Origin of the sequence: Amycolatopsis sp. CA-128772 (assembly GCF_002904295.1) — a bacterium.
In the GTDB taxonomy this organism is placed as follows: domain Bacteria; phylum Actinomycetota; class Actinomycetes; order Mycobacteriales; family Pseudonocardiaceae; genus Amycolatopsis.
The window spans coordinates 63,738-82,215 of sequence record NZ_PPHG01000072.1 but is presented as its reverse complement, the minus strand read 5'-3'; the positions used below and the strand labels follow the sequence as shown (position 1 = coordinate 82,215).

Genomic DNA, 18,478 nt, shown 5'->3' with positions numbered 1-18,478 from the left:
CACTCCCCTTCCGGCCGTCAAGGATTGAGCAGGACGATCGCCGCGTTGAGGGCCGTGGCGAACAGGGTCCACGCCAGGTACGGCACCTGCAGCGCGGCGGCCGCCTTCGAGCGGCGGCGGAACACCACGAGCGTGCCGGCGACGACCACGTCGAGCACCACGATCTCGACCAGCGCCGGCGTGTACGCGCCGGCGGCGAAGAACAACGGCGTCCACGCCGCGTTCAGCACCAGGCCGGCCGCGTACCAGGCGAATTCACGGCGCGTCCCCGATGCCCGCCAGAACAGCCAGCCCGACACGGCGATCAGGACGTACAACACCGTCCACACCGGACCGAACAGCCACGACGGCGGCGCCCAGGCCGGCTGCGCGAGTCCGGTGTAGACAGCTCGTGACTGCGTCGCGGCCAGGCTGCCGACAACGGCGACCGCGGCCACCACGGCGAGGAAGCCGGCCAGGGCCAGCGGGGACCGAGCGGACCTGGGCAACGTCGTCATACCGGTTCTCCCGTCGTCGAATCGACCAGGCCGGCCGGCGCGGCCGCGGTGCCGAGCAGGTGCGCGAGCGCGTCGGCCAGGTGCGGGTGCCGGAACTCGTGCCCGGTTTCGCTCAGCCGCCGCGGTTCGACCCGCTGGCCGGCGAACGCCAGCTCCCGGGCCCCGTCGGCCCCCAGCAGGAGCCGCGGGCCGAACGAGGGCACCTTGAGCAGCGTCGGGCGTTTGAGCACGCGGCCGAGGACGCGGGTGTAATCCGCGTTGCGCACCAGCTCCGGGCTCACCGCGTTGACCGCCCCGGACAGCTCCGGATCGGCCACCGCGCGCAGGTAGACGTCGGCGAGGTCGTCGATCCCGATCCACGGCATCCACGGCCGCCCCGCGCCGAGCGGCCCGCCCAGCCCGGCGGCGAACAGCGGGTACTGCAGCCGCAACAGGCCACCGCGCGGGCTGAGCACCAGCCCGGTGCGCACCCGCACCACCCGGTGTCCGGCCACCACCGCCGGCTCCGTCGCCGCTTCCCACTCGGCGACCACGTCGGCGAGGAACCCCTGTCCTCGCGCGCTTTCTTCGGTGAGCACCTCGTCCCCGCGGTCCGGCCCGTAGAACCCGACGGCGGACGCGCAGACGAACACCGTGGGCCCGTCGGCGGTCCGCGCGGCGAGGGTGGCAAGCGCCCGCGTCGGCCCGATCCGGCTGTCGCGCACGGCCCGCCGGTGCCGTTCGTCGAACCGGCCGGCCACCGAAGCCCCGGCCAGGTGCACGACGACATCGACCCCGGCGAGCAGGTCGGCGGCGGGGTCCTCCGGCCGCCACTCCCGCTCCCCGGCCGCCACCGCGGGCCGCCGCACCAGCCGGACGACCCGGTGTCCCCCGGTGGTCAGCAGGGCGGTCAGGGCGGTCCCGACGAGGCCGCTCGCCCCGGTCACGGCCACGGTCAGCGGCTCGTGCCGGTACCGCTGGTGCGCGGCCAGGTCGGCGGCCAGCTGCCGGTGCCGGTAGGCGAACATCGCCCGCAGGAAGGCTTCCGGCACGGGCGTGTCGACCTGATCGGTGACGGCCGTCCGGCCGGGCCCGGCCGGCTCGAACCGGTGGGTGTGACACCACCGGAGCACCGGGCCGGCCAGCCGATCGACGAACTGCCGCGGCGGCGCGTACCCGGCCGCATCGTGGGCGGCCACCCAGGGCAGCCCGCCAGGCAGCACGAGTTTGGCCGTGCCGTCCCGCAGCGAGCGGGCTTCCGCCGCGACACGCACGGGCTGCCACGGCGGGGTGAGCCGCGTGATCGCCCCGGGCCGCGCGTGCCAGGCGAAGACGTCGTCGACCGCCGACCGGACAACGGACCGGAACACCTTGACCACACGCCACCTCTCGATGCACAGACGATGCACTGTGCCGAAGTCTAGAGCGGTTGGCGGTCATTCGCGCGGCGAAGCATGGTTAAGCGATGCAGATTCGATGCATCCCCCGGGGCCGACGTCGCGACCGCCTGTTCCTGCAGGGAAACCTGCTTCCGGCGCTCGTTGATCTCCGGGTCGTCGCACTCGAACTCTTCGAGGTTCGTGGTCGCGGCGATCCCGATCGGGGCCAGCGCCTGCCGGACCTCGCCCGTGAGGTCGTTGTACTTGGTGATGAAGTCGAGGATCGTCCGTTCGGCCGAAACCCGCCGGAAATACCCGTCCACAGTGGACAGCAGAACCTTCTCGACGAGCTGCTTCACGGTCGCCCGCCCTCCGATGTCCTTCGTCGTCCCGAACCGCAGGACCAAGCTCGGAGCCGCTTCCCGGGGGATCTGCACGGTCTGCTTCATCTCCAGCCGGACCGTGTGCCCCTGCACGTTCAGCACGATCTGGTCGAGCGAGGCGTCCAGGTTCGCGTCGGGTTCCGGACGACGTGGGCGAACACGGGTTCAGCGAATAGCGCCGGAGTCGTGCAGGGTCTCCTGCCGGACGCCCGTCCGGCCGTCGGCGGCCAGGAAGACCCACGGCTCCTGGAAGCTGTTGTGGCCGGGCACCGGCGGCGCCACCGAGGACCGGTTGCCGGCGCCCTCGACGCCCAGGTGCGTCACGACGACCCCGGTTTCGGCGACTGTCCGGAACGTGGCCCCGGGGCACGGTCACGGCTTCGTACACGAACGGCAGCAGCCACAGGCGGCTGTCGGCCCGGCGGGTCCCGGCCTGCAGGCCCTGGCCCGCCTGCTGACGGCCGTCCTGGCTGCGACCGGCGCCGTCGGGCCCGGAACCGGCTCGGCGGCCATCGCCGGCACGAGCGCGTGCGCGCTCCCGTCGACGTACCGCTGGTCCTCGAGCGGCCCGCTGGCCGACCCGAAGGCGGGCTGGATCGCGCTCAAGGACTTCAGCAACGTGGCGGCCGCCCAGAACGGGATGTCCTCCGGCACGGTCGCGCACACGCTGTTCTCTTTCGCCCCGAAGAACATTCGGGTGCTCGCCTACCACCAACAGCGGCGCCAACCGGACCAACGACATCAGCCACGGCGACCTGGTCCGCAGCAACCCCGGCCAGACCAAGACCATCGACCCCGGCAACCGGCAGCTGCTGTACCAGGGCCGGAACCCGAGCTCCGACGGCACCGACTACAACCACCTCCCCTGGCGCCCGGCCGTGCTCACCCGGCAGCACTGAGCACCCCGCAGTGTCGCGTCTTTGTCCTGGACCGGCGGCCGTCCCGGCCACTACGTTGACGGGATGGCCGCCGGGGAGACGCTGGAACAGCACGAGTGGACGGCCCGCCTGGGTGCGGGAAAACTCGCCGGCACGCCGCACCTGACGGCCGACGACGCCCTCGCGTTGCTCGCGGAGATCGCCCACGCACGGGTCGTCCGCCAGGACCCCCGGACAGTTCTCGACCTGGCGACCGGATCACGCCGGCTCGGCGGCATCGAGCGCGCCGAGGTGATCCGGTTGCTCACCGGCTGCGGCCTGTTCACCACCGAAGCCAGCGGTTTTTCCTTCGCCGACGAGGATCTGGCGCACTACCTCGCCGCGCGGCACCTCGCGCACCGTCACCCGCGGGGGCCGAAGTGGTGGCAGCCGTGGACCGGGAAGTACCTCGCTCCGCGGCCGGACTGGCCGTGGCCGGCCCTCGAAACCCACCTCTACCTCGCGGCGTTGTGGTGGCCGGCCGCGCGGGCCGCCGTCGAACGGCGCCTGAACCGGCTGCTGAGCGACGAGCACTGGTACCCGAACATCCGGTTCGTGCTGGAGCTCCTCCGGCGCAACCTGGTCCCGGGCAGCGACTTCACCGGCCGGGCCACCGAACTGCTGCGTGAAGAGCTGCGCGGGGACCGGTTGGACGACGGGCACTGGCTCGCCGGGGCGGACTGGCTGCACTCGCTCGACCCCACGGCCGCCAGGAAGATCCTGGACGACCTCGTCCGCGACCCCCAGGTCGGCGCCCGCCCGCAACGCCGGCTCCTCGCCGTCGACGAGCTGGCCAAACACGAGCCCGCCCGGGCGCGGGAGAACCTCGCGATCCTGGCCACGGGCCTGGTCGGCAAGCCGGCGGACCGCCTCGAAACCGCGCGGCTGATCGGCGAGCGGGACAGCGCACTGGGCGTGCGGGCGATGCTGACGCTCGCGCAGCTGCCCGTCATGCGTGACCTGCGGGCCCCGGCGGCGATCGCGGCCGGCTCGCCCGAGCTCATGCGTGAGCTGACCGAGCAGCGGCACGGCCTGCCGGACGACCGCCGGCTGGACCTGCTCGCGGACCTGCTGTCCCGGGACGCCGGCGCGGACCTGGGCACGGCCGGGCGGATCGCCGCCACCGCCACCGAACCGGAAACCCCCGCGCGCGTCGCGGCGCTGGTGCACCCGCACGACCACGCGGCGGCCATGGGGATCCTGGACGCCGTGGCGTGGTCGGCCGAAGCGGGCGGCCAAGCCCGCCTGCACGCGGTGAAGCTGATCGGCGAGTTCGCCCCCGGCCAGGCGATCCCGGCCCTGCAACGGCTTTCGCGGGAATCGTCCGTGGACGGGGAGAGCCGCTTCGCCGCGGCGAGGCACATCGTCGAACGACACGGCGGCCCGGTCACGGCGCTCGTCGACCTCGCCGAAGACAAGGACGCGGCCGAGGACGCCCGGGTCCGCGCCGCGACCCTGGTGGGCAAGACCGAGCCGACGGCCGCGGCCCGCCTGCTCGTCGCCATCGCCCCACGCCGCCTGGACGTCCTCAAGCGCGCCGCCGACCTCGACCCGAAGGTCGGCGCGGCGGCCATGGACCGGCTGGCGGCGAACGCGCAGATCTCGGGCGAGCGCCGGATCGCCATGGTCGAGGCCGCGGGCGCGAAGCTGGACCGCACGACGCGCATCCGGTTGTACACCCGGATCGCCGAGACCAGCCAGGACGACGCCGCGATGCAGGCGGCCGCCAAGGTACTGGCCTCGGACTCGACCCGCGGCCGGCGCCTGATGGCCGATCTCGCAGCCCGGACCACGGCGGGCCACCAGTACCGCGTCAAGGCGGCCCTCCAGGCCGGCGAGGCGGCCACCCCGGTCCTGCGCGAGCTGTCCACCGACCCCACCGTGGCGGACGACCTGCGGTTCAAGGCGGCGACGGCGCTGGGCCGCTACGACCGGAAGCTGGCCGAGCCGGCGTTGCGCGACCTGGCCGGGAAGGGCCGCCCGGACGACCTGCGGCTGCAGGCCGCGCTGGCGCTGCGCGGAAAGCACGGCGTCAAGGCTTTGGTGTCGATCTCGCAGGACGGGCGCGTGAAGGACGAGCTCCGGTTCCAAGCGGCCCTGGGGGCGAAGCAGCAGGACACCGCGGCCGGACGTGCGGCGATGGGTGCGTTGGCAGGGGACTCCCGGATTTCCGAGCGGATCCGCAACCAGGCGCGGCGCCACCTGCGTTGAGACGGCGGCTTTCGCGGTGCCGCAGGCGGATCACCTGAAGTCCCCGGCGTGATCGGCGGCCCATTCGGCGAAGCTGCGCGCCGGACGGCCGGTCACCTCCCGGACGGTTCCCGTCGTCGGCTGCGGCCGGTCCACCAGAGCCGCCAGCCGCCGGATCCGGGCCTCGATCACCTCCGCCGAGCCCACGCGCCCCAGGCCGCGCGCCTCGAAAGCCGCGGTGAGCTCCCGGCGGTAGTCGTCGAGATCCTGCGCCTCCACCACCACCGCACGCCCGGCCGCGCGGCCGATCAGCGACGCCTGCTCCCGCACCGTCAGCGACTCCGGCCCGGTCAGCTCGTACGCCGCACCCCCGTGCCCGGACGACGTCAGCGCGCACGCGGCCACCGCCGCGATGTCGGCTTCGTGGATCAACGCCGAATGCGACGACGGGAACGGGTCGCGCACCACCCCGCCGCGCACGGACCCCGCCCACAGCAACCGGTTCGCCGCGAACCCCCCGGGACGCAGGAACGTCCACGCGATCCCCGACTTCCGCACCGCCTCCTCCGCTTCGCCGTGGGCGCGCGTGATCGCGTCCGCCGACGCCGGGTCCGCCCCCGACGCCGACAGCAGCACCACCTGCGTCAGCCCGCCCGCCCGCGACAGGAACCCGCCCAGGCCGGCCGTGCCCGCGTAGAGGAACGCCTTCGTGACGCCCTCGAGCGCCACGTCCCAGCTTCCCGGCCGGGCCAGGTCGGCCGCGACCACCGCCACCCCGCCGGGCAGCCGGGCGCGGCCCGGGTCGCGCCCGGCCGCCCGGACTTCGTGGCCGCTGTCGAGCAGTTGTCCCACCAGCGCGCGGGCGACGTTCCCGCGGGCGCCGGTCACCAAGATCGTCATGCGCCCAGCTTCGCCGCCGGGACGCGGCGCGGGGTAGGCACCGGCGGTACCACCCCCGGCGCGGGCGATGATGGCAGCGTGGACAGGATGGAACTGGGCGGCTTCCTGCGCAGCCGGCGGGCCCGGCTGCAGCCCGCCGACGTCGGCCTCGAGCCCGGCCCGCGGCGCCAGGCACCGGGGTTGCGGCGCACCGAAGTCGCCCTGCTCGCCGGGATCTCCCTCGACTACTACGTCCGGCTCGAACAAGGCCGCGGACCGCACCCGTCGGACCAGGTGCTCACCGCCCTCGGGCGCGCACTGCGCCTGACCGGCGACGAACACGCCTACCTGCTCCGGCTGGCGCGACCGGCGCCCCCGCCCGCCCCGCGGCCGGTGCCCGGCAACGTCCTGCGGCTGCTCGACCGGCTCGGCGACGTGCCCGCGATGGTGATCGACGCGCGTTACGACCTGGTGGCCTGGAACCGGATGCTGGCGGCGCTGATCGGCGACCCGGCGGGATGGCCGCCACGGCAGCGCAACCGGCTGCGGCGGCTGTTCGACACCGGCGACACGATCACCGGCAACCGCCTCGAGCTGGCCCGGACGTGCGTCGCGGACCTGCGCGCGAGCGGGCGCTACCCGGCCGATCCCGCGGTGCGCTCGCTGGTCGACGAGCTGCTCGGCGAGAGCCCGGAGTTCGCCCGGCTGTGGGCGGAACGCGAGGTCGCCGTCCAGCGGACGCTGACCAAGCGGACCGTTCACCCGGTCGCGGGCCCGCTGGAGCTCGACTGCGAGATCCTCGCGGTCCCGGGCCACGAGTACCGGCTCCTCGTCTACACGGCGGCGCCGGGCACCCCGTCCGCGGCGGGCTTGCGGCGCCTGCGCACCGGATGATCATGACGCGCGCCGGGAGCCGGGGAGCTGGCGGTGGTTGCCGGAGCCGGTTTCGGCTTCGCCGGCTCTGCTGCGTGGCCGGCGCCCGGGTGGGTTTTGCCGGAGGCGCGGTGGTGGTCGCGGCGGGCGGGGCCTGGTCGTGCTGCATCCAGGTGACCGTGTCGCCGACGTGGACGGTGAGCGCCGCGGGCGAGAACGCGTAGCCCGCCATCATGACCTGCTGCGTCGCGGCCCGGGCCGGCTCGGCGACGAGAACCGCGTGCAGCAGGACGATCAGCCCGGTCGCGGCCAGCGTGACGGCGCGCCTCATCGACCGAACTCGGCGGCGAATTCCCGGGAAGGCGAGGAAAACATGGCTGCCCGCTCGTCATTTCCGGTTCGCATCGCCGCCGTTCTGGCGGCCGGCGCGTGCGCGGCCCTGCTGGGCGCCTCCGCGGCGGACGCGCACAGCATCCTGGTGTCCAGCACGCCGGCCGGGGACGCGGCGTTCACCACGTCCCTGCCCTTCAAGCTCACGGTCGCCGGCCCGGGAACGGCCGCACCGGCGACGGCGGCGAGCCCGGAAGGTGACGGTTCGACGCCCCTCTGGCCGTGGATTTCCGGCGGCGCGGTCCTGCTCGTCACCGGCTTCGCCGTCGCCCGGCGCCTGGCGCACCCGGCCGTGAGTCAGGCGCCGGGCCAGAGCTGAACCAACCAGCCTTCGACGCCTGCGGCAAAGGACCCTTCCCCGAGCTCCGCGGCGGCCACCCGCCGGCCGGAATGCACGCGAGCACGGTGCGGACCGGGCCGGGAAATGGTCAGCACCTGCGGCGACCGGGCAGCGGTGACCGACTGCAGGCGAACGAGGTCACCCAAGTCGCACGCCACCTCGACGACCCGGTCCCACTCGCCGGGCCGCGGCAGGGGATCGGCGTCCCAGAGCTCCAGCCGCACGGCCGGGTGGTGATCGGTGCCGGCGCTGTGCAGCAGCAGCCCGCCCGGGCCACCGACGGCAAACCAGTCGCCCCGCGGCACCGGCAGCGTAAGGACGTTGCGGGTCATCGGGATTTCCTGGACGAGGAACTGGCCGTACTCGACCTCGACGGTGTCGTCGATCGCGGTCACCAACGTCGGCATTCGATGCTCCCCATCCGAGCCGGGGAGGCCACGTCAGGCCGGGCCGGCGAGGCCGACGAGGTTACCCTCCGGGTCGGTGAAGTGCGCGACCACCAGGTCCCGCCCCGGCGCGCGGTCCGGGCCCATCCGGCGGGTGCCGCCGAGGCGTTCGGCCTCCGCCAGGGCGGCGGCGACGTCCGGAACGCCCACGTAGAACACGACGTGGCTCTCGTAGCCCGCGCCGCCGCCGACGCCGCCCGGAATGCCGTCCGTCTCCACGAACCCGTAGCCGCCCGGCTCGGACACCTGGTCCGACACCGGGCCGGAGGTGTCGAACGCCCAGCCGAACAGCTCGCCGTAGTACCGCCGCAGCCGCGCCGGATCGGTGCCGATGATTTCGAAGTGCACGACCGGTTGCCCCATGACCGTCCCTTTCCGCCGACGTCCGGACCCGGCCCACCGTACGCCGCAGAAGTTGTTAAAAACAACCACAAAGTTGTACCTTGGCACCATGCCGACGAGCCGCAGCTACGGGGACGCCTGCACGATCGCCCGTGCGCTGGACATCGTCGGGGAACGCTGGGCCCTGCTCGTGGTCCGCGAGCTCCTCCTCGGGCCGCAGCGGTTCTCCGACATCCGCCGCGCCTTGCCCGGCGCCAGTTCCAACCTGGTGACCGACCGCCTCCGCGAACTCGAGGGCCACGGCGTGGTGACGCGCCGGAAACTGCCACCCCCGGCGGCGTCGACGATCTACGAGCTGACCGAGCGGGGCCGCGAGCTCGAGCCGGTCCTGCTGGCCCTGGGCACGTGGGGCGCGGGCGTCCCGCGTGCCCGGTCCGCGTCGCTGAGCGTCACGTCCGTCCTGCTGTTCCTCCGCGAGTCCGCCCGCCCGCGCGGCACGGCGTGCTACCGCATCGAGCTGGACGCTCGCGTGTGGACGGTCCGCACCGAGCCGGGCCACCTGACGGTGGAGCCGGGCGAGCCCGCCACCCCGGACGCCACGATCCGGACGGACCCGTGGACGTTGAACACCCTGCTCGAACGCCCCACCCACCTGACCAAAGCCCTCACCGACGGCCGCCTGACCCTCGAAGGCGACCGGAACGCCGTGCGCCGCCTGCTGCGCGAGCACGAAGGCTGAGCCACCGGCGGCGGCCGCGATGACCGTTCCGTCTCACGAACCCGACAGCGGCTGGCTGAACCGGATGCTGTTGCCGAACGGATCGCGCAGGCCGCAGTCGATCCCGTACGGGCGCTCAGTCGGCTCCTCGGTGAACTCGACGCCCTTGGCCAGCAACGTTTCGTAGGTCTTGCGGCAGTCGTCGGTGCCGAAGAACAGTGAGCCGGCCATCGCGCCCTTCGTCAGCAGGTCGCGGACCTGGTTCGCCGTCGCCTCGTCCATCCGGGGCGGGCCGGGCGTCTCCAGCAGGATCTCGCGGTCCGGCCGGCCGGGCACGTTGATCGTCAGCCAGCGCATGAAACCCAGGTCGGCGTCGGTGTGGACCTCCAGGCCGAGCTTGCCGACGTAGAAGTCGAGCGCCTCGTCCTGGTCGAGCACGAAGATCTGCGAGATCGTGATTGCGGTGAACATGACGGCGACGGTAGCCCAGGCGCGCGCCGGGACGCTTATCCGAAACGATCATCCCGCGGCCGCATCCACGCCATGGCGAAGCAGGTCGGTACGTCCGCCAGCGGCCCGCGGCGCCGGTAGGCCGTCGGCGACTCGCCGACGATGTCCCGGAACGTCCGGCTGAACGTCCCGAGGCTGGTGAAGCCGACCTCCAGGCAGATGTCGGTGACGCTCCGGTCGCCCGAGCGCAGCAGGAACATGGCCCGCTCCACCCGCCGGCGTTGCAGGTAGCGGTGCGGCGTTTCCCCGAAGGTGGCGCGGAAGGTCCGGGTGAAGTGCACCGCCGAGACGTGCGCGACCCGCGCCAGCGCCGGCACGTCCAGCGCCTTCGCGTAGTCCCGGTCCATGGTGTCGCGCGCACGCAGCATCCGCCGGTTGCTCTCCTCCCCCGCACGGCTCATGCCCGGATCACACCACACCGCCGGGCGCCGCGAGCCGGTCGGGGAAGCCGAAGGCGGTGACCAGCGCCGGATCGTGGAACTCGACCACGCGGGAGATGCCGGTGACCGTCGGGGTCAGCACCACGACGCCGTGGGCACGGTGCACTCCCCCGGCGTCCCGGCGGTACACGGCGGCGGCCGGCTGGCCGTTGGCGGTCGTGACGCTCATCCGCCAGTCGCCCGGCTCGCCCAGCACGTACGTGCCGAGCAGGTGCAGGCACCTCGCCTGGCCCGCGTACCAGTCGCGGAACGGCGTCGCCTCCAGCGTGGCGTCGGTGCGCAGCACCTGCTCCAGCAGGCCGGCGTCGGCCCGTTCGAACGCGGCGACGTAGCCCTCGAGCAACGCCCGCGCCCGCCGGTCGGTCGGTTCGAGCAGGTCCTCCGGCGCTGTGTCGAGGTCCGCCAGCCTGGCCCGGGCGCGCTGCAAGCCGCTCTTCACGGCCGCCGTGGTGGTGCCGAGGATCCGCGCGGTTTCCGGCGCGGTGAACGCCAGCACCTCCCGCAGGATCAGGATCGCCCGCTGCCGCGCCGGCAGGTGCTGCAGGCTGACGATCACCGCGAGCCGCAACGACTCCCGCGCCACCACGGCCGCCGCCGGGTCGGCGACCCAGTGGTCCGGCAGCGGCCCCAGCCAGGCCACCTCGCCCGGCGCCGCCCGGATGGGCGGCCGCTCGGGTTCGTCGCAGGGGCCGGTGAGGCCCGAGGGCAGCACGCGGTTCCGGCGCGGCTCCAACGCGGTCAGGCAGACGTTGGTGGCGATGGCGTAGAGCCAGGACCGGACCGACGAACGCCCCTCGAAGCCGGCGTAGGACCGCCACGCCCGGAGGTAGGTTTCCTGCACCAGGTCCTCGGCGTCGTGCGCCGAGCCGGCCATCCGGTAACAGTGCGCCAGCAGCTCCCGCCGGAACCCCGCGGTGTCGGCGGCGAACCGGTCCCGGTCCGCCGCCTCCCGCACGTGCGCGGCACGCCTGCTTGCCATGTGGTGCTCCTCGCCCCGACCTTTCGACATTGTCGCCCGGTAGGACCGGCACAGGGCGGGAAGGGAATCGAACCGCAGGTCAGCGGGCTGCCGCAGGCACGTGTCGTCGAGCTGCAGGACCAAGCCGCGGAAGGTCGCGAGGCGCGCGAGGTTCGTCGCGGCGTCCTCGGCGGCGCGCCGGCCGGTCTCCGACCCGAGCGCGCCTTCCAGCGCCGCCATGTCGTCCCAGTCCAGCATCACGACCAGGTAGCAGCGCTGACCGATCATCGCTGCCGGCTCACGACTGCGGGTGAACCGGCGCAGCCCCCGGATACTGCCGCACCAGCGGGATGTGGACGTCGTCGTAGTGCCGTTCGAACGCGTCGACGTCGGACGGGGTGTCGTAGAGCACGACGAACCGTGCCCTCGGCTTCGCGGGATCGGTCACGGCAGCAGGGCCAGCTTGCCGGCGGTCGCGCGGGCGGCGAGTTCCGCGAGGGCCTGGGGCCCGTCGGCGAGGTCGTGGCCGACCGGGCGCGCGGGGGTGACGACCCCGGCGGCGACGAGCGCGAACAGCTTCCCCATGACCTCGCCGAAGACCCCGGCCCGGATCAGCGTGCCGAGGTTGAGGCCGATGACCTGCACCGGGTACCGGTAGACCAGGTCCCAGTTGGTGAGCGCGGCCTCGCCGCCGGCCAGGCCGTAGACGACGACCCGGCCGCTGACCGGCTTGGCCGCGGCCAGGCTTGCCGCAAACGTGGCCCCACCGGCCGATTCCAGCACCAGATCGGCGCCGGCACCCCCGGTCAGCCGCCGCACCTCGGCGGCGAGGCGGTCGTCACGGGAGTCCAGGACGTGGTCGGCCCCCAGCGCCAGCACGGTCTCGTGCTTGCCCGCCGAGGCCACCCCGATGACGGTCGCACCGTAGTGCTTCGCCAGGGTCACCGCGGCCTGCCCGGTCGCACCGGCCGCGGCGTGGACGACGACGGTTTCGCCCGCCGCCAGCCGGCCCAGCGGCTTGAGCGCAGCCAGCGCGGTGGGCCAGTTCACGACCAGCCCCAGGGCCTGCTCGGCCCGCCAGCCCGCCGGCACCGGCATCGCGGCCACGGCGGGAAGGACCATGTACTCGGCGAACGCCCCGTCCCCGACGCCGACCACGCACGTACCCGGTTCCGGCCCGGTCACACCCTCACCCACCGCCACGACCTCACCGGCAGCTTCGAATCCCGCCGGATACGGCGGCCGCGGCCCGTCCCGGAAGCTGCCGCAGGCTTTCGAGAGGTCGGCGAAGTTGACCCCGGCGGCGAGAACCCGGATCAGCACCTCCCCCCGGCCAGGGCTCGGAACCGGCACATCAGTGATCAGGCGCATGTCCTTCGGCCCGTCCAGGGAGGTCTGCTGCAGGGCACGCATGGTGGCGGGAACGCTCACGGCTCTCCTTCTCGGTCGCTTCGGTGCGGCCGCTTCGGGACGGCCGCACGTTCGACAGGGAGACCACCGCAACCGCGGAAAGGAATCGGCTTCCGGCCACTCGGCGAAAAAGAGCCGGTCAGAGCCGCGAGGCCGTCCGAACCAGCCCGGCCAGGGCGCGCGAGCGGCTGTGCGCCGGCCAGACGATGTGGGTGGTGACCGGTGGTGCGTCGCTGAGCGGGACGGCGGCGTGCTCTTCCCACAGCCACGTGCGGGCGGACTCGGGGAAGACCGTCATGGTGCGGCCGAGGGCGATCAGCTGGGCCAGCTGCGTCTGGTCGTGCACCTCGGGCCCCGGGCCGGGTGGGTAGGTGTCGTGGCGTGGCCAGCGGGCGAGCGGCAGGTCGGGGACGTCGGAGAGTTCGGCCAGGGACAACGTCTTGCGCGCGGCCAGGGGGTGCTTCGCGGGCAGGATCGCCACCTGCTCCTCCGTCATCAGTTCGACGCTGTCGAACCCGGCCAGGGAGTTGAACGGCGTGTGCATCAGCGCCACGTCGGCGCGACCGTCGCGCAGCATCCCGTCCTGCTCGCACATGCCGCTCGGCAGGACCTCGATTCCGGCGGCGCCGGGCTCGGCCGCGTAGGCGTCGAGCAGCTTGTCCAGCAGCTCGTGGAACGCGCCGGCCTTCACCGCCAGGACCAGCCGATCGCGGGCGCCACCCGTACTGCCGGCGCCGCCGGCGCGGCGGGTCCGGCGCACGGCGGCGGCGGTCGCGTCGAGAGCCGCGCGGCCTTCCTGCAGCAGGATTTCCCCGGCGCCGGTCAGGGATACGCCACGGCGGTTGCGCTCCAGCAGGGTGACGCCGAGGCGCCGTTCGAGCTGCTGGATGGCCCGGGACAACGGCGGCTGGGCGATGCCGAGGCGCTCGGCGGCCCGGCCGAAGTGCAGTTCGTCGGCGACGGCGACGAAGTACCGCAACTCGCGGGTCTCCAAGATGTCCATGCCACAGCTTAGCTCGCTGTGATACCCCTCGAGTATCACAGCGCACCGGATCGGTGTTGGCCGCCTCGGCCGGCCGCGAGTGAAGATCGACGGCATGAGCACTGACGCACCCGCTGTCCCCCTGCCCGGCGGCACCTGGTCCCTGGGCGGACTGCCCGTCACCCGGTTCGGCTACGGCGCCATGCAGCTGGCCGGCCCCGGGGTCATGGGGCCGCCCGCCGACCGCGACGGCGCCCTCGCCGTCCTGCGCAAGGCCATCGAGCTCGGCATCACCCACATCGACACCGCGGACGCCTACGGCCCGCGCGTCACCAACGAGCTGATCCGCGAGGCCCTGCACCCCTACCCCGCATCGCTGCACATCGTGACCAAGGTCGGCGCGCACCGCGACGAGCACGGAGGCTGGCCCCCGGCCCGGCGGCCCGCGGACCTGCGCCGGGCGGTCCACGACAACCTGGAAACCCTCGGCCTCGAACGGCTCGACCTGGTCAACCTCCGCCTCGGCGACGCCACGGGACCGCAGCCCGGCTCGCTCGCCGAGGCGTTCGGCACCCTGGTCGAGCTCCAGCACCAGGGCCTGATCCGGCACCTCGGCGTCTCCAACGCCACCCCGGACCAGGTCGCCGAAGCCCGGGCGATCGCGCCGATCGTGTGCGTGCAGAACATGTACAACCTCGCCCACCGCCACGACGACCGGCTGATCGACGTACTCGCCGGTCAAGGCATCGCCTACGTACCCTTCTTCCCGCTCGGCGGGTTCAGCCCGCTGCAGTCTTCGGGGCTGTCGGCCGTCGCCACCCGGGTGGGCACGACACCGATGTCGGTCGCACTGGCCTGGCTGCTGCGGCGATCACCGAACATCCTGCTCATCCCCGGCACCTCGTCGGTGGCGCACCTGACCCGGAACATCGCGGGCGCCGGAATCCACCTGTCGGAGGACGACCTGGCCGAGCTGGACAAGATCGGCTCGGCACAGGGGGTGGCCGGGTGATCCGCCGCCCACGGTGACTCCCCGGTGTGAGTTGCCCGGCCGGAAGCAGGGGACGGCTCAGGCCATCAGCGCGATCAGGGTGGCCAGAGCGGGTGCGCCTTGGCCGATCAGGCCCTTGATCCGCGCCCGGCGGGGGTCGAAGGCGATCAGCGCCACGCTCGCCGCGAGCATGGACCCGCCGGCGGCCAGCACAAGGGCTTTGCCGGCTGCGATCGCGCCCGAGTGGACCGCGATCAGCCCGGCGAGCACTTGCAGGGCCAGCAGCGCGTTGTAGCAACCCTGGTGGAACGCCCAGGGACGGACGACGTCGAGATCCGCCGCGCGCACCTCGAACATGGCGTGCACCCCGGGCCGCCGGAAGCGGACGCTTTCCATCGTGAAGATCCACAGGTGCACCAGCGCCGCGGCCAGCGCGAGCAGCTGGGCGGGGAGGTTCACCGGGAGCGGGTCAGCCGCAGGGGCGCGCCCGGGAGCAGCGCGCCGGTCTCGTCCAGCTCGGCCAGCAGAGCGGGCACGCCGGCGGTGAGCATCTTCGTCCGGACCGCGCCGAGCAGCTTCGCCATGAAGAATCCGCCGATGCCGGTGAATCCGGTGTGGTGGTAGGTGAAACGGGTTCTTCCGGCGGTGGGCTCGAGCCGGTAGCGGACGTGGCTGGGTGTCTCCCCCTCCGCGCCGACCCAGGTGTAGTGCAGCAGTTCCCGCTCGCGGACCTCCAGCACCTCGCAGTCGACGATGCCCCGCCAGCCGGGCATCGGCTTGGCGACGAACCGGAACCTGTTGCCGGCCACCGGTTCGAACCCTTCGGCGCGGGCGCCTTGCCCGGCCGAAGTCCAGTACGGGATCACCTCCGGGTCGGTCATGGCCCGCCAGACCTTCACGGGCGAGTGCGGGTAGTCGCGGACGATGTGGATCTCCGGCACGACAGGCTCCTTAATTTCAGTGACTATAAAATTACTGTAGCAGAACTTTTCTGGTGACTGAAGTAGGATGGCCGCGTGACGACAACGGGGACCGGCCGGCCGGCCGTCGAAGGGTTGCGGGAGCGCAAGAAACGGGCGATGCGCCGGCAGCTGTCCGACACCGCCGCGCGGATGTTCCTCGAACGCGGCTTCGACGCTGTCCGGGTAGCCGACGTCGGCGAAGCGTGCGGAGTGTCCGAGAAGACCGTCTTCAACTACTTCCCGAGCAAGGAAGCGCTGCTCCTGGACCGGCTCGAAGCCACGGCCGACGCGTTGCGCACCCACCTGCCGGACCCGGCGCTGACCCCGGTCGACGCGATGCTGACCATCCTCGACGGCGAACGGGACGGCCTCGCCCAGGGTCTCGCCGCCGACGCCGACCGCGCGCTGGCGCAGTACCGGAAGTTCGGCGACCTGATCCGGAACACCCCGTCACTGCGGGCCTACCAGAGCGACATCGCCGACCGGTTCGTCGACATCGCCGCCGAAGCGCTCGCCACCCGGACCGGACTGCGCCCCGACGACCCCGAACCCCAGCTCGCCGCGGCGGCGCTGCTGGGCCTGTGGCGGGTCCAGTTCCGCGCCCTCCGGACCCACGTGCGCCCCGGCCACCCCCTGCCGGACGCGATCGAGGCCGTCAACCGGGAGGTCCGCCGCGCCGCCCGCCTGGCCGAAGCCGGCCTGGCCACGTTCCCGGCACCCGCGAAACCACGCTGACCCGCCGGCCGGCTACGGGAGCCGGGCGACGTGGCACTCGTCGAAATTGGCGTAGACGGCGACGAAGGCTCCGTCGAGGTTGACCACGCAGCCGATGACCTTGTCGGACAGGGCCATCATCGGGGCGAGATCGACCAGCTTCGTGCCGATCAGCGACGCGAACGGCTCCTCGCCGGACACGTCGAACGCGGTGAGTTTGCCGGACTGCCTGACGAACTCGGCGTTCTCCGGGGTCAGGTGCCCCCCGAACGGGTCCACCCACGCCGCGGCCGACATCCGGATCGCCTCGCCGTCCGGGCCGGAGTCCATGAACAGCACCCGGCCGGACTCGAACCGGAACTCCACGGCGCCGACCGACCGCTCCACGGTCTCGCCGGCGGCGTGGTGGATCCGGCGCACGCCGGCCAGGGTGTCACCGAGGTAGGCGCGGAAATCGATGGTCATGTGTCCTCACTTCACCGGGGCGGCGCCGTTGAACCAGCCGTTGGCCTGACCACCCTTGAGGATGGTGACGAACGATCCATCACTCTTCGTGACCACGACGTCTTCGCCCTTCCGGAGGAAATAGTAGTCACTGCCGCCGCCGCCCTGCGGGTTCCAGGGGCCCTGGCGGACCTCGTTGGGCGTGCGCGAGATGTCGTCGACGTGCTGCCGGACCCACGCCCGGGACTCGGCATCAGCCGGGTTCAGGCCGTAGTCCTGGGCGTGCTTGCCGACCTTGGTGCCGAACTGCTTGCCGTCGACCTTCACCTCGGGGACGCTGTCCGGCCGGTTGACGTCCCGCGGCTCGATCCCGTCGCCGCCGGACGAGCCGGTGTGGTCGGTCCGCATCGGTGACACGCTGTCATCGCTGCTGGCGTGCATCAGCAGGTCCCCGCCGGCGGCCGCGACGGTGGTGGCACCCAGCCCGATGAGCGCGGTGGAGCCCACGTTGACCGCCACGCCCGCGGGTGCCAGCACGCCGGTCGCGTCCAGCAGGCCGCCAAGGCCCTCGCCGCCCGCTCCGGCCGCGATGGTCAACGCGCCCAAAGCGGCCGTGGCGACGTCCCCGGGGTGGTGCAGGATGGCGTTGCCGACGGACGCCACGGAGTTGACCACGGCGCCCGCGACATTTTCCAGAGCGGCGCCGACGTCCGAGGCGATGTGCGTGACACCGTCCCACAGCTTCGACCAGAACCCGGGCTTCTCCGGGGCCTTGTCCCGCGCGGCGCCGACCGTCTTCTCGGCGGTGTCGCCGGCGCTCTTGAGCTGACCGCGCGCCCTGGACAGGATGCCGCGCGCGGCGGCCCGCTTGCCTTCGCCGACGGAGTCGTCGAACGGGAGGGCGTGGCCGGCCGCCTGCTCGTCCTGCTGGTGCGCGGCCTTGGCGCGGCCGGTCGCGGCCTCGCCGTCGTTCCACTGCCGGATCGCCTCGGCCGCCTGTCCCTGCGCCCAGGTCAGCGTCGAGGCGTACGCCTCCAGCGCGGTGGCGGCGTGGTGGAAGCAGTCGCCCGCCTCGAGCCACTTGCCGGGCTGGCCGTCGAACGCGTCCCGGAAAGCATCGCCTGCCGCGCCCGTCCACCCCTCGGTGGTGTCGATCTTCCCGAGCCCCTCGCCGGCCTCGTGCAACGCGTCGCCGTACGCCCGCATGGCGTTGAGCGTGCTGGTCACCGAGCCGGCGTCACCGGGAACCAGTTCCCGCGGATCGGACGTCTCCCCGAGCTCCTTGGCCATCAGTGCACTCCCGGATCTTCGCCACTGAGCCGCTGCAGGACACCATCCAGGTGCCCCTTCGCCGAGTTGTCGACCTTCAGGTACGCAGCGACGCTTCGCGTGAGCCGGTCCGAAACCTCCTGCCCGTCTTTGGCCAGGTGCTCGACACCGATCTCCCACCGATCGCAGAAATCGGCGACGGTGTCCGCGAGAGCGTTATGTCCGAAAGCGCCCTTTTCGGCATCGATGTCCCGGACTCTTTTGGCCGCGAGCTCGTCCAGAGTGTTGCTGACCCCTTCGGCCGCCTTTTCCAACGCACCGAGATCGACCGAAAACCCCTCCGCCACCGACGCGCACCTCCCCGGCTCGATTACGACTCCGACGCGCTCGGGGCCCGCGCAGTTCCCCCGGCCTTCGAGCGCGGCTACAGGTGGAGTCGCTCGATGTCCCGCGGTTGCTACACCG

Annotated in this window: 25 protein-coding genes and 1 pseudogene; 8 read left to right on the top strand and 18 right to left on the bottom strand. The window is 73.0% G+C overall.

Features of this window, described 5'->3' with window-relative positions; all coding sequences use genetic code 11:
• Window positions 1-17: 17 nt before the first annotated feature.
• The 4 genes from C2L59_RS26445 to C2L59_RS49265 all read right to left on the bottom strand — a co-directional run bounded on the left by C2L59_RS26445 (window position 18) and on the right by C2L59_RS49265 (window position 2,562).
• Window positions 18-497 carry a TspO/MBR family protein gene (locus tag C2L59_RS26445; protein WP_103352199.1) on the bottom strand — a complete coding sequence of 160 codons (480 nt, stop codon included), beginning with the start codon at window positions 495-497 and terminating at the stop codon, window positions 18-20.
• Entirely contained in the window at window positions 494-1,855 is a 1,362-nt protein-coding gene (locus C2L59_RS26440; RefSeq protein ID WP_199199261.1) for a TIGR01777 family oxidoreductase, read from the bottom strand. Before C2L59_RS26440 ends, C2L59_RS26445 begins: the two co-directional genes overlap by 4 nt.
• 41 nt (window positions 1,856-1,896) lie before the next feature.
• Window positions 1,897-2,214, bottom strand: a complete 318-nt coding sequence (locus tag C2L59_RS26435; protein WP_146060439.1) for a hypothetical protein — start codon at window positions 2,212-2,214, stop codon at window positions 1,897-1,899.
• A gap of 189 nt (window positions 2,215-2,403) precedes the next feature.
• On the bottom strand, window positions 2,404-2,562 hold the full coding sequence (locus C2L59_RS49265) for a hypothetical protein (protein WP_233223690.1): 159 nt from the start codon (window positions 2,560-2,562) through the stop codon (window positions 2,404-2,406).
• 31 nt (window positions 2,563-2,593) lie between these two features.
• Between C2L59_RS49265 and C2L59_RS50430 the strand changes: the two are divergent.
• The 3 genes and pseudogenes from C2L59_RS50430 to C2L59_RS26425 form a co-directional block, all read left to right on the top strand.
• Window positions 2,594-2,890 (top strand): annotated as a pseudogene (locus C2L59_RS50430) (non-reducing end alpha-L-arabinofuranosidase family hydrolase); the annotation flags it as partial.
• Between the two features lie 88 nt (window positions 2,891-2,978).
• Complete coding sequence (locus C2L59_RS50425; protein ID WP_370444783.1) at window positions 2,979-3,137, top strand: hypothetical protein; 159 nt, start codon at window positions 2,979-2,981, stop codon at window positions 3,135-3,137.
• A gap of 63 nt (window positions 3,138-3,200) precedes the next feature.
• Entirely contained in the window at window positions 3,201-5,366 is a 2,166-nt protein-coding gene (locus C2L59_RS26425) for a hypothetical protein (protein WP_103352197.1), read from the top strand.
• 30 nt (window positions 5,367-5,396) lie between these two features.
• On the opposite strand, the gene C2L59_RS26420 is transcribed toward C2L59_RS26425, so the two are convergent.
• Complete coding sequence (locus C2L59_RS26420) at window positions 5,397-6,245, bottom strand: SDR family oxidoreductase (protein ID WP_103352196.1); 849 nt, start codon at window positions 6,243-6,245, stop codon at window positions 5,397-5,399.
• A gap of 87 nt (window positions 6,246-6,332) precedes the next feature.
• Between C2L59_RS26420 and C2L59_RS26415 the strand changes: the two genes are divergently transcribed.
• A complete protein-coding gene (locus C2L59_RS26415) occupies window positions 6,333-7,118 on the top strand; it encodes a helix-turn-helix transcriptional regulator (RefSeq protein WP_370444782.1) in 786 nt (261 codons plus the stop codon).
• Between the two features lie 352 nt (window positions 7,119-7,470).
• Window positions 7,471-7,806 (top strand): hypothetical protein, encoded by a 336-nt coding sequence (locus C2L59_RS26405; protein WP_103352194.1) that lies wholly within the window; start codon window positions 7,471-7,473, stop codon window positions 7,804-7,806.
• Here C2L59_RS26405 and C2L59_RS26400 read toward each other — a convergent pair.
• On the bottom strand, window positions 7,785-8,234 hold the full coding sequence (locus C2L59_RS26400) for a hypothetical protein (protein WP_103352193.1): 450 nt from the start codon (window positions 8,232-8,234) through the stop codon (window positions 7,785-7,787). The genes C2L59_RS26405 and C2L59_RS26400 overlap by 22 nt on opposite strands.
• Before the next feature lie 33 nt (window positions 8,235-8,267).
• On the bottom strand, window positions 8,268-8,636 hold the full coding sequence (locus C2L59_RS26395; protein WP_103352192.1) for a VOC family protein: 369 nt from the start codon (window positions 8,634-8,636) through the stop codon (window positions 8,268-8,270).
• Window positions 8,637-8,724: 88 nt separating this feature from the next.
• Here C2L59_RS26395 and C2L59_RS26390 point away from each other — a divergent pair, with 88 nt between their 5' ends.
• Window positions 8,725-9,354, top strand: a complete 630-nt coding sequence (locus tag C2L59_RS26390; RefSeq protein WP_103352191.1) for a winged helix-turn-helix transcriptional regulator — start codon at window positions 8,725-8,727, stop codon at window positions 9,352-9,354.
• A 33-nt stretch (window positions 9,355-9,387) separates the two neighbouring features.
• Here the strand turns inward: C2L59_RS26390 and C2L59_RS26385 are convergent, their stop codons facing one another.
• The 6 genes from C2L59_RS26385 to C2L59_RS26365 form a co-directional block, all read right to left on the bottom strand.
• A complete protein-coding gene (locus C2L59_RS26385; RefSeq protein ID WP_103352190.1) occupies window positions 9,388-9,804 on the bottom strand; it encodes a VOC family protein in 417 nt (138 codons plus the stop codon).
• 35 nt (window positions 9,805-9,839) lie between these two features.
• Complete coding sequence (locus C2L59_RS26380) at window positions 9,840-10,244, bottom strand: helix-turn-helix domain-containing protein (RefSeq protein ID WP_103352189.1); 405 nt, start codon at window positions 10,242-10,244, stop codon at window positions 9,840-9,842.
• A 7-nt stretch (window positions 10,245-10,251) separates the two neighbouring features.
• Window positions 10,252-11,262, bottom strand: coding sequence for an RNA polymerase subunit sigma-70 (locus C2L59_RS26375; RefSeq protein ID WP_103352371.1), 1,011 nt, complete (start codon window positions 11,260-11,262; stop codon window positions 10,252-10,254).
• 277 nt (window positions 11,263-11,539) lie between these two features.
• The gene (locus C2L59_RS47170; protein ID WP_146060438.1) at window positions 11,540-11,689 is read right to left on the bottom strand and encodes an EthD family reductase; all 150 of its coding nucleotides are present in this window, start codon (window positions 11,687-11,689) and stop codon (window positions 11,540-11,542) included.
• Entirely contained in the window at window positions 11,686-12,672 is a 987-nt protein-coding gene (locus tag C2L59_RS26370; RefSeq protein WP_103352188.1) for a zinc-binding dehydrogenase, read from the bottom strand. Before C2L59_RS26370 ends, C2L59_RS47170 begins: the two co-directional genes overlap by 4 nt.
• 118 nt (window positions 12,673-12,790) lie before the next feature.
• The gene (locus C2L59_RS26365; protein ID WP_103352187.1) at window positions 12,791-13,654 is read right to left on the bottom strand and encodes a LysR family transcriptional regulator; all 864 of its coding nucleotides are present in this window, start codon (window positions 13,652-13,654) and stop codon (window positions 12,791-12,793) included.
• 94 nt (window positions 13,655-13,748) lie between these two features.
• On the opposite strand from C2L59_RS26365, the gene C2L59_RS26360 reads away from it, so the two are divergent.
• Entirely contained in the window at window positions 13,749-14,645 is an 897-nt protein-coding gene (locus C2L59_RS26360) for an aldo/keto reductase family oxidoreductase (RefSeq protein WP_103352370.1), read from the top strand.
• A 57-nt stretch (window positions 14,646-14,702) separates the two neighbouring features.
• On the opposite strand, the gene C2L59_RS26355 is transcribed toward C2L59_RS26360, so the two are convergent.
• Window positions 14,703-15,083, bottom strand: coding sequence for a DUF1304 domain-containing protein (locus tag C2L59_RS26355; protein ID WP_103352186.1), 381 nt, complete (start codon window positions 15,081-15,083; stop codon window positions 14,703-14,705).
• The gene (locus C2L59_RS26350; protein WP_103352185.1) at window positions 15,080-15,565 is read right to left on the bottom strand and encodes an SRPBCC domain-containing protein; all 486 of its coding nucleotides are present in this window, start codon (window positions 15,563-15,565) and stop codon (window positions 15,080-15,082) included. Before C2L59_RS26350 ends, C2L59_RS26355 begins: the two co-directional genes overlap by 4 nt.
• A 75-nt stretch (window positions 15,566-15,640) precedes the next feature.
• Here C2L59_RS26350 and C2L59_RS26345 point away from each other — a divergent pair, with 75 nt between their 5' ends.
• Window positions 15,641-16,321 carry a TetR/AcrR family transcriptional regulator gene (locus C2L59_RS26345; RefSeq protein WP_233223689.1) on the top strand — a complete coding sequence of 227 codons (681 nt, stop codon included), beginning with the start codon at window positions 15,641-15,643 and terminating at the stop codon, window positions 16,319-16,321.
• 12 nt (window positions 16,322-16,333) lie between these two features.
• Here the strand turns inward: C2L59_RS26345 and C2L59_RS26340 are convergent, their stop codons facing one another.
• From C2L59_RS26340 to C2L59_RS26330, 3 genes are read right to left on the bottom strand one after another with little or no spacing between them, the layout of a single operon-like run.
• Window positions 16,334-16,765: a hypothetical protein gene (locus tag C2L59_RS26340; RefSeq protein ID WP_103352184.1), complete on the bottom strand. Its 432-nt coding sequence runs from the start codon at window positions 16,763-16,765 to the stop codon at window positions 16,334-16,336.
• A gap of 6 nt (window positions 16,766-16,771) precedes the next feature.
• Complete coding sequence (locus C2L59_RS26335; protein WP_103352183.1) at window positions 16,772-18,034, bottom strand: putative T7SS-secreted protein; 1,263 nt, start codon at window positions 18,032-18,034, stop codon at window positions 16,772-16,774.
• Window positions 18,034-18,360, bottom strand: a complete 327-nt coding sequence (locus C2L59_RS26330; protein ID WP_103352182.1) for a hypothetical protein — start codon at window positions 18,358-18,360, stop codon at window positions 18,034-18,036. Before C2L59_RS26330 ends, C2L59_RS26335 begins: the two co-directional genes overlap by 1 nt.
• Window positions 18,361-18,478 lie beyond the last annotated feature (118 nt).

Bases quoted from the DNA above. Each gene is read 5' to 3' on its own strand.
- C2L59_RS26395 (WP_103352192.1), bottom strand. From the start codon at position 8,636: ATGGGGCAACCGGTCGTGCACTTCGAAATCATCGGCACCGATCCGGCG.
- C2L59_RS26405 (WP_103352194.1), top strand. From the start codon at position 7,471: ATGGCTGCCCGCTCGTCATTTCCGGTTCGCATCGCCGCCGTTCTGGCG.
- C2L59_RS26385 (WP_103352190.1), bottom strand. From the start codon at position 9,804: ATGTTCACCGCAATCACGATCTCGCAGATCTTCGTGCTCGACCAGGAC.
- C2L59_RS26335 (WP_103352183.1), bottom strand. From the start codon at position 18,034: ATGGCCAAGGAGCTCGGGGAGACGTCCGATCCGCGGGAACTGGTTCCC.
- C2L59_RS26420 (WP_103352196.1), bottom strand. From the start codon at position 6,245: ATGACGATCTTGGTGACCGGCGCCCGCGGGAACGTCGCCCGCGCGCTG.
- C2L59_RS26445 (WP_103352199.1), bottom strand. From the start codon at position 497: ATGACGACGTTGCCCAGGTCCGCTCGGTCCCCGCTGGCCCTGGCCGGC.
- C2L59_RS26360 (WP_103352370.1), top strand. From the start codon at position 13,749: ATGAGCACTGACGCACCCGCTGTCCCCCTGCCCGGCGGCACCTGGTCC.
- C2L59_RS26390 (WP_103352191.1), top strand. From the start codon at position 8,725: ATGCCGACGAGCCGCAGCTACGGGGACGCCTGCACGATCGCCCGTGCG.
- C2L59_RS26380 (WP_103352189.1), bottom strand. From the start codon at position 10,244: ATGAGCCGTGCGGGGGAGGAGAGCAACCGGCGGATGCTGCGTGCGCGC.
- C2L59_RS26340 (WP_103352184.1), bottom strand. From the start codon at position 16,765: ATGACCATCGATTTCCGCGCCTACCTCGGTGACACCCTGGCCGGCGTG.
- C2L59_RS26365 (WP_103352187.1), bottom strand. From the start codon at position 13,654: ATGGACATCTTGGAGACCCGCGAGTTGCGGTACTTCGTCGCCGTCGCC.
- C2L59_RS26425 (WP_103352197.1), top strand. From the start codon at position 3,201: ATGGCCGCCGGGGAGACGCTGGAACAGCACGAGTGGACGGCCCGCCTG.
- C2L59_RS26415 (WP_370444782.1), top strand. From the start codon at position 6,333: ATGGAACTGGGCGGCTTCCTGCGCAGCCGGCGGGCCCGGCTGCAGCCC.
- C2L59_RS26375 (WP_103352371.1), bottom strand. From the start codon at position 11,262: ATGGCAAGCAGGCGTGCCGCGCACGTGCGGGAGGCGGCGGACCGGGAC.
- C2L59_RS26400 (WP_103352193.1), bottom strand. From the start codon at position 8,234: ATGCCGACGTTGGTGACCGCGATCGACGACACCGTCGAGGTCGAGTAC.